The sequence below is a fragment of the Cellulomonas sp. P4_B5_2 genome, assembly GCF_056402235.1.
On record NZ_JBFUHU010000053.1, the window covers coordinates 1 to 14,201 of the forward strand.

The window sequence follows — 14,201 nt, forward strand, 5'->3', positions numbered from 1 at the left end:
GTCGACCACGTCCGCGTACTGCGGCTGCTCGAAGACCGTCTTCATGTACGACTGCCACAGGAACGCGGGCCAGGTCGCACCGGTGACGAACTTGACCTTGCCGATCGGCRAGATCGACTCCTGGGTGGTGCCGTTCATCTGGCTGAGCGACACCTCCGTGACGATGTTGGGGGTGAAGCCGACGAACCAGGCCGCCTTGTTGTCCTGCGTGGTGCCGGTCTTGCCGGCGATCGGACGGTCGAGCGGCTTGATCCACTGCTTGCCCGACCCCTTCTGCACCACCTGGGTCATCGCGTACGTCGCGTCGGCGATCACGTCCTGCGCGAAGGCCCGCTCCGTGGGGTCCTTGTGCTCGTACGCGACCGAGCCGTTCGAGTTGGTGACGGAGCGGACGATGTACGGGTCCACCCGCATGCCGCCCGAGGCGATGGTGGCGTACGCACCGACCATGTCGATCGGCTTCAGCGTCTCGGTGCCGAGCACGTTGGCGCGGTTGGTGTCCACGGGCGCGGGGAGGCCCGCACGCTCGGCCACCTCGGCCGTCTTCTCCGGACCGATCTGGAGGTTCAGCTGGGCGTACACCGTGTTGACCGACTGCGCGGTCGCCTCCACCAGGTCGATGTTGCCGAACTGGCCGTTGCTGAAGTTGCTGACCTTCCAGTCGCCGAACTCCTGCGGCGTCCGCCCGCTGAACCGCGTGTTCAGCCCGACGCCCTGCTCGAGGCCGGCGATGAGCGTGAACGGCTTGAACGTCGACCCGGGCTGGACGTTGTCGTAGGTGACCGCGTTCTTCTGGTCGGCGAGGAAGTCCGGGCCGCCGTAGAGCGCGACGATGGCGCCGTCCCTGGGGTCGATCGAGCTGAGGGACACACGGGTGAGCTCGCTGGGCGTCGCGCCGTCCTGCCCGGGCAGCGTGCCGAGACGGAACGCGGCGACCTGGTCCTGGGCGGACGCCTGCAGCGGCTGCTGGATCGTGGTGACGACCTTGAGCCCGCGCCGCTTGATCTCGTCCTCGGTGAAGGCGAGCGGCTCACCCATGAGCTCGTCGCGGACCATCTTCAGCAGGTGCCCCGTGGGCCCCTGCATCGTGTCCGACTCCTTGTACTCGACCGTGGGAGGGAAGACCATCGGCGCCCGCTCGGCCGCGGTGAGCCAGCCTTCCTCCTCCATGGAGTCGAGCACGATGTTCCAACGCGCCTCGGCCTTGGCGGGGCTGACGGCCGGGTCCCAGTTGTTGGGCGACGGGATGATCCCGGCCAGCAGGGCCGCCTGCTCACGGGTCAGCGCGGCGGCGTCGACACCGAAGTACGCCTGCGCGGCGGCCTGGATCCCGTAGGAGTCGCGGCCGAAGTAGATGGTGTTGAGGTACCGCCCCAGGATCTCGGGCTTCGTCTCCTCCCTGGCGATCTTGATCGCCAGGAGGGTCTCCTTGAACTTGCCGACGTAGTCGGTCGTCGTCTTGTCGACGTAGTACCGCTCGACGTACTGCTGCGTCAGCGTCGACCCACCCTGGGTGGCGCCGCCGCGCAGGTTGTTCAGGAACGCGCGGCCCATGCCGGTGATCGAGATGCCGCTGTTGTTGGTGAAGAAGGTCTTGTCCTCGGCGGCGGCGACCGACTGGCCGACGTACTCCGGCAGCGACTCGTAGGGGACGATCTGACGCTTCTGGGCCGCGAACGTGCCCATGACCCCGCCCGGCGAGCCGTCGGGGTTGTTGGCGAAGTAGACGGTGGTCGTCTCGGCGCGGGTGTCGTCGGCCGGGTCGGGGATCGTCGTGTATGCGTACGCACCGACGAACGCGCCGGCGCCGAGGAAGCCCACCGCGAGGATGGTGCCGAGCACGAACCGCCACGAGGGCAGCCAGCGGTGCAGGCCGTGGAAGCCCGACCGCGGGTAGTCGAAGAACCGACGCTTGGGGGCGCTGCTGCGCGACGAGGACGCCGTCGACCCACGGGGCGCACTGCGCTTGCCCCGGGCGGGAGCCCTCCGATTCGTGCCTGCCAACGCGCTGCCTTCCGTCCGACGACTGGGTCCGGCCGGTCCGCCCGGATCCGGGCAGGCGTCAGCCGCGCTGCTCAGTATGGGGGACCTCCCTGTCCCGGTCGCGAGGGCTCACGCGTGGATCCGACGAGCCTTCACATGATCGGCACGCCGCGCACGAACCGCCGCCGCACCCGGGAGGGCAGAGGTGACGGGGGTCACCGTCAGGGCCGGACTTGCTCGTATCCTCGTTCTCGACATACTCTCCGGATGTATCGAGTTGATACATCGACTCACCAACATCCCGAGGAGGTGCCCCCCGTGCGCGGTCGTTCCGACGTGCTCGAGCCGGCCATCCTCGGGCTGCTCCACGAGTCCCCGATGCACGGCTACGAGCTGCGCAAGCGGCTCAACCTCGTGCTCGGGTCGTTCCGCGCCCTGTCGTACGGCTCCCTGTATCCCTGCCTCAAGTCGCTGGTCGACCGCGGGTGGATCCAGGGGATCGAGTCGCTCGCGACCCCACACGGTGTGGCGTCCAAGCGTGCCCGGATCGTCTACCAGCTGACGGCCGACGGCAAGGAGCACCTGCAGCAGGTGCTCGCGTCGTCGGGACCGGCCGCCTGGGAGGACGAGAACTTCGACGTCCGGTTCGCCTTCTTCGGGCAGACCGACGCCGAGACCCGCCTCCGGATCCTCGAGGGTCGGCGCTCGCGCCTGACCGAACGGCTCGAGACGGTCCGCCAGTCCTTCGCCCGCACCCGCGAGCGCATGGACGAGTACACCCTCGAGCTCCAGCGGCACGGCCTCGAACAGGTCGAGCGTGAAGTCCGCTGGCTCGACGGGCTGATCGACAACGAGCGCGGCGTGCGCCGCACCCGTCCCGCAGGCACCGGTCATCCGGCCGTTGCTGACACACCCGTGGAGGACGACGACGTCGCCCCCGCGCGAACCACCGAGAAGGAGCGAGGATGACCTCCATCCGCGTCGCCATCGTCGGCGTCGGCAACTGCGCCGCGTCGCTCGTCCAGGGCGTGCACTACTACGCCGACGCCGACCCGAGCGGCACCGTGCCCGGCCTGATGCACGTGCAGTTCGGCGACTACCACGTCCGCGACATCGAGTTCGTCGCCGCGTTCGACGTGGACGCGAAGAAGGTCGGCTTCGACCTGTCCGAGGCCATCGGTGCCTCGGAGAACAACACCATCAAGATCGCTGACGTCCCGCCGCTCGGCGTGCCGGTGCAGCGCGGTGTCACCAACGACGGCCTCGGCAAGTACTACCGCGAGACCATCACCGAGTCCGACGCCGAGCCGGTCGACATCGTCGCCGCCCTGCGCGAGGCCCGTGCCGACGTCCTCGTCTGCTACCTGCCCGTCGGGTCCGAGATCGCCGCGAAGTACTACGCCCAGTGCGCCATCGACGCCGGCGTCGCGTTCGTCAACGCGCTGCCCGTCTTCATCGCGTCCGACCCGGTGTGGGCCGCGAAGTTCGAGGCCGCCGGTGTCCCGATCGTCGGCGACGACATCAAGTCGCAGGTCGGCGCCACCATCACGCACCGCGTGCTGGCCCGCCTGTTCGAGGACCGCGGCGTCGTGCTGGACCGCACGTACCAGCTGAACGTCGGCGGCAACATGGACTTCAAGAACATGCTCGAGCGCGACCGCCTGGAGTCCAAGAAGCTCTCCAAGACGCAGGCCGTCACCTCCAACCTGAGTGGCCCGCTCGGCGGCAAGAAGTCGGACCGCAACGTCCACATCGGCCCGTCGGACTACGTCGCCTGGCTCGACGACCGCAAGTGGGCCTACGTCCGCCTCGAGGGTCGCGCGTTCGGCGAGGTGCCCCTGAACCTCGAGTACAAGCTCGAGGTCTGGGACTCGCCCAACTCGGCCGGCATCATCATCGACGCCGTCCGCGCCGCGAAGATCGCCAAGGACCGCGGCATCGGCGGCCCGATCCTGTCGGCGTCGACGTACTTCATGAAGTCCCCGCCCGTGCAGACCGAGGACACCGAGGGCCGCTCGCAGGTCGAGGCCTTCATCCGCGGCGAGCGCGAGCGCTGACCGAAGTGCAGCGAAGGGTGGAGGCGCGCCAGCGCACCCGCCCGTAGCGGAACGCAGCACCACCCGCTGATCTGACACACGAAGGCGCGCATCCCTGCGGGGGTGCGCGCCTTCGTCGTGCCGCAGGGCGCGATCCGGCGGCACGACCGGATGGGAGGATGACCCGGTGCAGGTGATCGCCGACCTCAAGGCCCTGTGGCCTCTGAAGGACTTCCGCAAGCTGTTCGCCGTCCGGCTCGTGAGCCAGACGGCCGACGGCATGTTCCAGGTCGGGCTCGCCACGCTCTTCTTCTTCTCGCCGGAGAACGCCAGCACCGCGGCCGGCGTCGCGACCGCGTTCGCGGTGCTCCTGCTCCCGTTCACGATCGTCGGACCGTGGGCGGGCGTGCTGCTCGACCGGTGGCGCCGCCGCCAGGTGCTGTTCGTCGGCAACCTCGTGCGGGTGGCGATCACGGTGGTCATCGCGCTGATCATGGTGACGGACGGGGTCGGGCCCGCCGTCTACGTGCTCGCGCTGGTCAACCTGTCGATCAACCGCTTCCTGCTGTCGGCGCTGAGCGCGTCGCTGCCTCGCACGGTGGACGGTCCGCTGCTGCTCACCGCCAACTCGCTCACCCCGACCCTCGGTGCCGCGGCTGCCGGTGTCGGTGCCGGGATCGGCTTCGTGCTCGGCCTGGTGCTGCCCGCGGGTCACACCCGCGACGGAGCCGCGCTGTTCGTCGCCGCCGCGGTCATGGCGACCGCCGCCGCGCTGGCCACCCGGCTGGGCAAGGACCGGCTGGGTCCCGACGAGCGCGCCGACGCCCGCCAGATGAGGGCGGCGCTGAGCAGCCTCGCCCACGGTCTGGTCGCCGGCGCGCGGCACCTGGTCCAGCGACGGACCCCCGCACGGGCGCTCGGCATCATGGCCGCGCACCGGTTCCTCTACGGCGTCACGTTCATCGCGAGCATCCTCATCGCCCGCAACCTGCTGTCCGACCCCGCGGACGCGGGCCAGGGGCTGAAGACGTTCGGGCTGGTGCTGGGAGCGTCGGCGGCCGGGTTCGTGCTCGCGGTGGTGCTCACGCCYGTGCTCTCGCCGCGCACCGGCCCGCACTGGTGGATCGTGCTCTGCCTCGGCCTGGCGGCCGTCAGCCAGCTGCTGCTCGTCGCCTCGGCGTCCCGGGTCGCGGTGCTGGTCGCCGCCGGTGCGCTCGGCCTGGCCGCGCAGGGGGCCAAGATCGCGGTCGACACGATCGTGCAGCGCGACACCGACGACGCGTTCCGCGGACGGGCGTTCGCGCTGTACGACGTCCTGTACAACGCCGCGTTCGTCGGCGCCGCCGCGCTCGGTGCGGTCACCCTGCCCGACACCGGCTACTCCCAGGGCCTCTTCCTGGTGCTCGCCCTCGCGTACGCCGGGTTCGCCGCGCTGTACGGATCGGCCTCCCGGGGGGTACCCGCGGGGCGGGTCACCGAGGCACGATTGGCCTCGTGAGCAGCGACGACAAGGTGGTCGAGCACGAGGACGACCTGCCGCTGAACGCCGTGCTCTCCAGCGATCTCGCACTGTCCATCTCGGACGCGATGCGGCCCGACGACCCGCTGGTGTGGGTCAACGGCGCGTTCAGCCGGCTCACGGGCTACCCGGCGGACGAGGTGCTCGGCCGCAACTGCCGGTTCCTGCAGGGCGCGGACACCGACCCGATCGCCGTGGGGCGCATCCGGACCGCGATGGACGACGGGCGAGCGGTCGCGACCGTCATCCGCAACTACCGCCGCGACGGCTCCCCGTTCTGGAACCAGGTGGTGATCAGCCCGGTCGTCGACGAGACCGGGCGGGTGACGCACCACGTGGGGATCCAGGCCGACGTCACCGAGCGGGTGGCCGCCGACCAGGTGCGGGACCTCGAGCTCGACCTCGTCGACGAGACGGCGGCCCGGCTCGACCTGCTCGCCCACATCAGCGACGAGCTGGCCAAGAACCTCGACTACGACGCGGCGGTCGACGCCCTCGGGGACATCGCGATCCCCGCGCTGGCGAGCTGGGGATTCGTCGCCATCACCGACGACCGCGGTCGGTTCTCCCGCGTGCACCTCGTCGCCGGCGACCTGCACGACCGCGAGACCATCCGGGCCTTGGCCAACCAGGACATCAGCTGGCTCACGCGCGCCCCCAAGATCGTCGAGGCGCTGACCAGCAGCCCCGGGTTCGTCGCGACCCCCTACGCCATCGACACCGCGTCGCTGCCCGGGCGGACCACCCCCGACCAGCTGGACCTGCTGCGTCGGCTCGGCCTGGGTCAGGCCATGGTGGTGCCGCTGCGTGCGCGCGACCGGGTGCTCGGCGTGCTCACCCTGGTGGCGGTCGACGGGTTCGGTGCGGACGCCGTGGTGACGGCCGCGCACCTGGGGCGCCGGGCCGGGCTGGCGCTCGACAACGTCCGACTGTTCCTGGCCGAGCGCACCGCCGTGCTGACCCTGCAGCACAGCCTCCTGCCGGAGATCCCCGAGATCCCCGGACTCGACATCTCTGCCGCGTACATCCCGTCCGGCCGGCAGGCCGAGGTGGGTGGGGACTGGTTCGACGTGCTCCCGCTGCCGGACGGTGCCATCGGGCTCGCCGTCGGCGACGTGGTCGGCCACGACCTGCGCGCAGCGGCAGCGATGGGCCAGCTCCGCTCGCTGCTGCGGTCCTACGCGTGGGAGGGGTCGTCGCCGGGCGAGGTCCTGGCCAGGGCGGACGAGCTGGTGCGGGGCCTCGACATCGCCGACATCTCGACGTGCGCGTACCTGCGCTGGCGGCCGAACGGGGAGGGCGCCCACGTCACCTACGCACGTGCGGGGCACCCGCCACCGCTCCTGCGCCTCGCGGGGGGCGAGGTCCGCGCACTGGACGAGGGACTGTCCACGCCGATCGGCCTTGCCGGTCCCGGCGGTGCCGAGGCCACGATCGACGTGCCCCCGGGCGCGACCCTGGTCCTGTACACCGACGGACTGGTCGAGCGACGCGACCGTGGCCTGCGCGAGGGGATCGCCCTGCTCACCGGGGAGCTCGCGTCGCTGCCCGACGACGTGGACGCGACGACGGTCAAGGACCGGCTGGTCGAGCGCTTCATCGGCCCGTACCAGGAGGACGACGTCTGCCTGCTCGTGGTCAGGAGCGCGCTGCCCACCAGCTGAGCAGCTCGTCGCGCGCGGCGTCCGGCCCCAGCGGCCCGCGCTCCATCCGCAGCTCGAGCAGGTGCTTGTACGCCTCGCCGACCTCGCGCCCGGGCGCCAGTCCGAGGATCTCCATGATCTGCGTGCCGTCGAGGTCGGGGCGGATGGAGCTGAGCTCCTCCTGCTCCCGCAGCTGCGCGATCCGGGCCTCGAGGTCGTCGTACGCCGCGGACAGCCGGGCCGCCTTGCGCAGGTTCCGCGTGGTGGAGTCCGACCGGGTCAGCCGGTGCAGCCGCTCCAGCAGCGGGCCGGCGTCCGTGACGTAGCGGCGCACCGCCGAGTCGGTCCAGCTGCCCTCGCCGTAGCCGTGGAAGCGCAGGTGGAGCTCGGTCAGCCGCGCGACCGCCTGGACGGTGGACTTGTCGAACCGCAGCTCCTTCAGCCGCTTGGCGACGAGCTTGGCGCCGACCATCTCGTGGTGGTGGAAGCTGACACCGCCGCCGTCCTCGAGCCGCTTGGTCTTCGGCTTGCCGATGTCGTGCAGCAGGGCCGCCAGCCGGAGCACCAGGTCGGGACCGGGCACCACACCGTCGGGGCCGGTCTCCAGCGCGATCGCCTTCTCGAGGACGGTCAAGGAGTGCTCGTAGACGTCCTTGTGCCGGTGGTGCTCGTCGATCTCCAGGCGCAGCGCGGGCAGCTCGGGCAGGACGTGGTCCGCCAGGCCGGTGTCGACCAGCACCTCGAGGCCCGCACGGGGCTGCGTCGCGACCAGCAGCTTGCTCAGCTCGTCGCGCACCCGCTCGGCGGAGACGATCGCGATCCGGTCGGCCATGTCGACGATCGCCTCGCGGGCCGCGGGGTCGACGGCGAACCCCAGCTGGGCGGCGAACCGGGCGGCCCGCATCATGCGCAGCGGGTCGTCGTCGAACGACTGCCGCGGGTCCACCGGGGTGCGCAGGACGCCGGCGGCGAGGTCGGTGAGTCCGTCGAAGGGGTCGACGAACGTCAGCTCGGGCACCCGGACGGCCATCGAGTTCACCGTGAAGTCGCGGCGGGACAGGTCGCCCTCGAGCGAGTCGCCGAACGCCACCTGCGGCTTGCGCGACGCCGGGTCGTACTCGTCCGTGCGGTACGTGGTGACCTCGACGACGACGTCCTGCGCCAGCGACGAGCGGCGGCCGGCGAATCGGCGGGCGCCGATGGTGCCGAACTCCTTGCCGATGTCCCAGTGCGCGTCACCCCAGCGCGCAAGGATCGCCTGCGTCTGGTCGGGCGTCGCCGACGTCGCGAAGTCGAGGTCCGCCGACGCCCGGCCCAGGAACGCGTCCCGCACCGGGCCGCCGACCAGCGCCAGCTCGTGGCCGGCCGCGCGGAACAGCTCGCCCAGCTCGAGCGCATCCGCGGGCAGCCCTGCCAGCACGCCCAGCGCGCGCTTCTGCAGCGCCACCAGGGCGGCGCTCAGGTCGGGGGACTCGGGGCTGACGGTCGGATCGAGGGACGGCACTCGTCCAAGCCTGCCAGACCCGAGGCTCTGCTCAGGCGTCTGCGGGCCGGAGCGCACCGTCCCAGTCGTTACAGTGTCGATATGTCGAGCCCGGCGCGCCCACCCGTCCCCGGGGGCGTCCCAGCGCCGCCGGGTGGCCATCCGCTGCGGATCGACCCCCGGCACTCGCTGGTCCGCGTCCCCGCCGCGCCGCTGCCCGTGGTGGACGAGACCTCCGCCGGGGGCATCGTCGTCAGCCGCCGCGACGGCGTCGACCACGCCGCGGTCATCGCGCGGCGCAACCGCGCCGGACGCCTCGAGTGGTGCCTGCCGAAAGGCCACCTGGAGGGCGACGAGACGCCCGAGGAGGCCGCCGTCCGCGAGATCGCGGAGGAGACCGGCATCACCGGACAGGTCCTGCGCCGGCTGGGCGTCATCGACTACTGGTTCAGCGGCGACGACCGCCGCGTGCACAAGGTCGTGCACCACTTCCTGCTCGGAGCCACCGGCGGCACCCTCTCGGTCGAAGGCGACCCGGACGGCGAGGCCGAGGACGCGGCCTGGATCCCGGTGGCCGAGCTGCACGGCGTGCTCGCCTATCCGAACGAGCGCCGACTGGCCGAGGCGGCGCTCGTGGTCCTCGTCGGCGAGGCATGAGCGGGCGCTCGCTGCGGCGCCGGGTGCTCTGCGCGGCCCTGGCGCTCGTCGGCGCACTCGCGGCAGCACCTCCGGCGATGGCAGCCACCGACGCACCCGAGCTCCCGGTCACCGTGCAGATCACCGAGGTGTCCCCGAGCGTGCTGCGGCCCGGCGAGGACCTGCACGTCCGGGCGATCCTGCGCAACGACGGCGACGAGGCGATCGAGGAGCCAGGAGCCGCCCTCCGGCTGAGCCGGTTCCGGGTCTTCTCCCGCGCGGACGTGGACGCGTGGGCCTCCGCCGGGACCAGCGGCTTGTCACGGACCCGTCGCGACACCACGGTGCCGGTCGCCGGACCGCTGCTCCCGGGCGCCAGCGTCTCGGTGGAGCTCATGATCCCGGCCGACCGCATCGGGCTGCTCAAGGGCGCCGACACCTGGGGTCCCCGCGGGCTCGTCGTGGAGGCGCTGGACGGGTCGAGCCGCGTCGGGCTCCAGCGCACCTTCGTCCTGTGGCTCACCACCGACGACGTGCCGCAGACCGACGTCTCGGTCCTCGTCCCGATGGTCGGCCCGCCCACGGAGCCCACCGGGACGGACGAGAGCGTGGCCGAGCTCGAGGAGCAGACCGGGACCGGCGGGCGCCTGCACGACCTCACGGCCGTCGTCGCTGCCGACGCGGACATCGGCGTCGCCGTCGACCCGGCTCTGCTCGCCGCCGCAGCCGCGGGCTCACCGAGCACCCGGGCGTGGGCCACCGACCTCACCACCCGGCTCCGCGCGCACGACGTCGTGGCGCTGCCCTGGTCCGACCCGGACATCGCCGCGGCCGCGCACGGCCAGCACCCGGACCTGGTCCAAGTGGCGGCGGACCGCACCGCGCAGACCGGGATCCCCGGCCTCACCACGTCCTCGGGCCTGCTGTGGGCACCCGGGACCGACACGCCCGACCAGGCGACCGCCGGTGTGACCTCCCAGGTGGGTGCCGACGCGATCGTCTTCCCGCCCGCCACGGAGACGGACGTCAAGACGACTCCCGGTGCGGCCGCGCGGGTCCAGACTCCAGCGGGTGCGATCACCGCCTTTCGGCCCGACGCCATCCTCACCGGGTTGCTCACAGCGCCGGACGAGATCGAGCCGGGCGCCACGACGACCACCACCGTCCAGCGTGCCCTCGCCGAGCTGGCCGTCATCACCCGCGAGGGGGACGAGCCGCCGCACCTCCTGCTCGCGCCGGGACGCACGTGGGAGCCCGACCCGCAGAACGTGTCGGCGTTGCTGACCGCGTTCGACAGCGCGCCCTGGGTGCGGGTCGCCCCGGTGTCGAGGCTCCTCGACACCGCGGAGCCTGAGGCCCGCGCCACGCTCCCCTCCCGCACCACCGACCCCGACGAGCTCGCCCCGAGCGGCGTGTGGGCTCTCGCAGACGCCCGCGCGCACGCCGTCGCGTTCGCCCAGGTCACCAGCGAGCCCGCGACCTTGCTCGAGGGGGTCGACGCCGAGGTCCTCGCCCCGCTCTCGGTCGCGTGGCGCGCGGACCCTGCCGGGCGGGACGAGCTCGTGACGTCCGTCGTCACCGAGGTCGGCGCGCGGACCACGGGCCTGAGCATCGCCCCGGTCAGCGACTACCGGGTGATCGCGGCGAGCAGCACCCTGTCCATCGTCGTGCAGAACGCCCTCGCGGTCCCCGCCACGGTCCTGCTCGACGTGACACCGCGCACGGCGTGCCTGGAGGTCGGCGAGATCCCCGAGGTGCAGGTCGACGCGGAGAGCGAGACGAGCGTGCGGGTCCCGCTGAGCGCCCGGGCCAACTGCACGGTGGCCGTCACCGCGCGGCTGACGGCCCCGGACGGGATGGCCGTCTCCCCGACCGTCAGGTTCACCGCTCAGGTGGCGCCCACGATCGAGAGCATCGGCACGATCGTCGTCGGCGTCCTGCTCGCCATCGGCCTGGTCCTCGGCATCATCCGGACCGTGCGTCGCGGCCAGAGCGGACGCCGCGGGGCGCGCACCGAGGCGGAGGCTGACGCACCCACGTCGCTGCCTGTGCTCGGGGGCGTCGCTCCCGACGAGACCCACCCGGCGGAGGATCCTCGGTGACCGACGACGACGGGATGCGTCGCGGCGCCGCCCTCATGGCCTCCGGCACCGCCGTCTCCCGGGTCCTCGGGCTGCTGCGCGGCATGGTCATGGTCAGCGCGATCGGCGCCACGGGCCAGGCCGCCGACGCGTTCGCGGTGGCCAACAAGCTGCCGAACGTCCTCTACATGCTGCTGGCCGGGGGCGTGCTCAACGCGATCCTCGTGCCGCAGGTGGTCCGCGCGTACAGGCGCAAGGCGGGGCAGGAGTACGTCGACCGGCTGCTCACCCTGGGGTTCGTGGTGCTGGCCGCCGCGACCGTGGTGCTCACGCTGCTGGCCCCGGTGCTCATCAACCTGTACTCGAGCTTCGGCAACTCGGCGCAGGACGCCCTGGCGACGACGTTCGCCTACTGGTGCATCCCGCAGCTGTTCTTCTACGGCGTCTACGCGCTGCTGGGCCAGGTGCTCAACGCACGCGGCTCGTTCGGTCCGTACATGTGGGCGCCCGCGGTCAACAACATCGTGGCCATCGTCGGCTTCGGCGTCTTCATCGCCGTCTTCGGTGGGTGGGAGGAGTCGGGCGTCGTCGAGGCCGCCTCCTGGACGCCCGGGCAGACGGCCTTGCTCGCGGCCGCCGCGACGCTCGGTGTGATCGCGCAGGCCGTCGTGCTCATCCCGTCACTGCGCCGGGCAGGTGTCCACTACCGGCCGCGCTGGGGGCTGCGCGGATCGGGCCTGAGCACGGCGGGCGGGGTGGCCACCTGGACGCTCGCCGGCCTCGCGGTGGGGCAGCTCGGGTTCCTGGTCGTCACCCGCATCGGGTCAGCCGCACCGGCGGCCGCCGTCGCCGATGGTGTCGCCAAGACCGCGGTGGCCGGTCCCGGCGCGTACGACGTCGCGTTCCTCATCTTCATGCTGCCGCACTCCCTGGTCACGGTGTCGCTGGCCACGGCCCTGTTCACCCGGCTGTCCGCGCAAGCGCACGACGCCGACGTCGACGGGGTCCGCGGCACGCTGTCCTCGGGGCTGCGGGTGGTGAGTGTGTTCACGATCTTCGCGACCGCGGCCATCGTCGTGCTAGCCCTGCCGCTCACCCGGGTCGTCCTGGCGACGGCGACCGAGGGATCGGCCGACGCCGTGTCCGCGGTCGTCCTGGCGATGATCCTGGGGCTCCCGGCCTTCGGCGCCTGGTCGATGTTCCAACGGGCCTATTACGCCTACGAGGACGCCCGGTCGATGGTGCCCATCCAGGTGGTCATGGCGGCCGTCGTCGTGCTCGGCGCCGTCTTGTCCCAGCAGCTCCTGCACCCGACCTCCTGGGTCGTGGGCACCGGGGCAGCGATGAGCGCGTCCTACGTCGTCGGCGCACTCCTCGCCCAGTGGCGGCTGCGGCGGCGCCTCGACGGCATCGACGGCCCTCGCGTGGTCCGGGTGCTGGCACGGTCGACCCTGGCCGCCCTCGTGTCCGCGGGGATCGGCGGGCTGGTCCTGCTGCTGCTCGGTCGGGGCCTGTCGACCGGCTTGATGGCGTCGATCGTCGAGTGCGCCGTCGTCGGCACCGTGATGGGCCTGGTGTACGTCGGCGCGCTGCGCGTGCTGCGCGTGCGCGAGCTGGACAGCCTGCTCCTGCCGGTACTCCGTCGGCTGCCCGGGCGACGCCGCTGATCCGGCACGTCTAGCATGCAGGGTGTCCTGTCCAGGTGTTCGACACGGAGGTGCTGGTGAGCGACGTCGTCGGACGGGGCACCGTGCTCGCGGGCCGGTACCGCGTGCTGTCCCCGGTGGTGTCCGACCTCGAGGGCGCCAGTGCCTGGCAGGCCACGGACCAGATCCTCGACCGGCCCGTCCGCGTCCGCATCCTCGAGCACGGCGCGGTCGCCCCCGCGCTTGATGCCGCACGGCGGGCGGCCCTCGTCACCGACTCCCGCCTCGTGCGCGTGCTGGACGTCGGCACGCACGAGGGCTACGGCTACGTCGTCTCCGAGCAGCGCGTCGGCCCGTCGCTCGCGCGGCTGGTTGCGCAGACCCCGCTCACGGCCGAGCAGGCGCGCGCGGTGGTCGGTGAGGCCGCGTCGGCGCTCGAGGTCGCCCGGCGCCGCGGAGTCCACCACCTCGCCCTGCGCCCGTCCGTCCTGCACGTGAGCCCGGACGGCCGGGTGCTGCTGGGCGGTCTCGCGCTCGACGCGGCCCTCCTCGGCGACTCAGGCGGCGACGCCCGGTCGACCTCGCGGGCCGACGCCGTGGGCCTGGTCCGGCTGCTCTACGCCGCTCTCACCGGGCTGTGGCCGGCCGACCCGCGTGCCCCGCAGACGCCGGGCGGCGAGACGCTGCCCCCCGCCCCCATCGTCGACGGCGCCCCSGTGGCGCCCGCCGCCCTGGTCCCCGGTGTGCCCAACGACCTGGACACGCTCTGCGTGGTCACCCTGGGACCCAACGACGACGGCCCGCACAGCCCCGGAGAGCTGGTGCGTGAGCTCGAGCCCTGGGGCGAGATCCGGACGTCCGCGCCCGACCCGTCCACGCTCGGTGGCCCCGTCACCGCGCAGTTCCCGCCCACCGGTGCCGCGGCACCCGGAGGAGGCATTCCCGTGCCCGACGAGGACGACCAGCAGGACACCGCGCCCGTGACCGTGCAGAGGCAGTCCGTGCGGACGGCGTTCCAGCAGCAGGACCCGCCGGGCGCCAACCGGCCCGGCACCCCCCCGCCGGCGACGCCGTCACGCACCAGCTCGCTCGGTGCCGCCGCCCCCGAGCAGGCCCCGCCCGCTGCGGCGACGCAGGCCCTCCCCCCGGCCGTCGCAACCACGCAGGCTCTGCC

Annotated in this window: 10 protein-coding genes; 8 read left to right on the top strand and 2 right to left on the bottom strand. The window is 72.5% G+C overall.

Going from position 1 to position 14,201, the window contains the following annotated elements:
• Nucleotides 1-2,004 (bottom strand): transglycosylase domain-containing protein (locus AC1DUQ_RS05545; protein ID WP_477073493.1); only part of this gene is annotated, 2,004 nt, incomplete at its 3' end.
• A gap of 297 nt (nucleotides 2,005-2,301) precedes the next feature.
• Here AC1DUQ_RS05545 and AC1DUQ_RS05550 point away from each other — a divergent pair.
• From AC1DUQ_RS05550 to AC1DUQ_RS05565, 4 genes are all read left to right on the top strand, one after another.
• Nucleotides 2,302-2,952: a PadR family transcriptional regulator gene (locus tag AC1DUQ_RS05550; RefSeq protein WP_056086285.1), complete on the top strand. Its 651-nt coding sequence runs from the start codon at nucleotides 2,302-2,304 to the stop codon at nucleotides 2,950-2,952.
• Nucleotides 2,949-4,040, top strand: a complete 1,092-nt coding sequence (locus AC1DUQ_RS05555) for an inositol-3-phosphate synthase (RefSeq protein WP_477059561.1) — start codon at nucleotides 2,949-2,951, stop codon at nucleotides 4,038-4,040. The genes AC1DUQ_RS05550 and AC1DUQ_RS05555 overlap by 4 nt, the downstream gene beginning before the upstream one ends.
• A 166-nt stretch (nucleotides 4,041-4,206) precedes the next feature.
• The gene (locus AC1DUQ_RS05560) at nucleotides 4,207-5,517 is read left to right on the top strand and encodes an MFS transporter (RefSeq protein WP_477059562.1); all 1,311 of its coding nucleotides are present in this window, start codon (nucleotides 4,207-4,209) and stop codon (nucleotides 5,515-5,517) included.
• Nucleotides 5,514-7,202 carry a PP2C family protein-serine/threonine phosphatase gene (locus AC1DUQ_RS05565; RefSeq protein ID WP_477059563.1) on the top strand — a complete coding sequence of 563 codons (1,689 nt, stop codon included), beginning with the start codon at nucleotides 5,514-5,516 and terminating at the stop codon, nucleotides 7,200-7,202. The genes AC1DUQ_RS05560 and AC1DUQ_RS05565 overlap by 4 nt, the downstream gene beginning before the upstream one ends.
• On the opposite strand, the gene AC1DUQ_RS05570 is transcribed toward AC1DUQ_RS05565, so the two are convergent.
• Nucleotides 7,177-8,685, bottom strand: a complete 1,509-nt coding sequence (locus tag AC1DUQ_RS05570) for a CCA tRNA nucleotidyltransferase (RefSeq protein ID WP_477059564.1) — start codon at nucleotides 8,683-8,685, stop codon at nucleotides 7,177-7,179. The two genes, AC1DUQ_RS05565 and AC1DUQ_RS05570, sit on opposite strands and share 26 nt — an antisense overlap.
• 81 nt (nucleotides 8,686-8,766) lie before the next feature.
• Here AC1DUQ_RS05570 and AC1DUQ_RS05575 point away from each other — a divergent pair, with 81 nt between their 5' ends.
• The 4 genes from AC1DUQ_RS05575 to AC1DUQ_RS05590 form a co-directional block, all read left to right on the top strand.
• Complete coding sequence (locus tag AC1DUQ_RS05575) at nucleotides 8,767-9,321, top strand: NUDIX hydrolase (protein ID WP_421742631.1); 555 nt, start codon at nucleotides 8,767-8,769, stop codon at nucleotides 9,319-9,321.
• On the top strand, nucleotides 9,318-11,402 hold the full coding sequence (locus tag AC1DUQ_RS05580) for a DUF6049 family protein (RefSeq protein WP_477059565.1): 2,085 nt from the start codon (nucleotides 9,318-9,320) through the stop codon (nucleotides 11,400-11,402). The genes AC1DUQ_RS05575 and AC1DUQ_RS05580 overlap by 4 nt, the downstream gene beginning before the upstream one ends.
• Nucleotides 11,399-13,048 carry a murein biosynthesis integral membrane protein MurJ gene (gene murJ / locus AC1DUQ_RS05585; protein ID WP_477059566.1) on the top strand — a complete coding sequence of 550 codons (1,650 nt, stop codon included), beginning with the start codon at nucleotides 11,399-11,401 and terminating at the stop codon, nucleotides 13,046-13,048. Before AC1DUQ_RS05580 ends, murJ begins: the two co-directional genes overlap by 4 nt.
• Before the next feature lie 35 nt (nucleotides 13,049-13,083).
• The coding region (locus AC1DUQ_RS05590; RefSeq protein WP_477073494.1) for a protein kinase family protein at nucleotides 13,084-14,201 on the top strand (1,118 nt) is incomplete at its 3' end.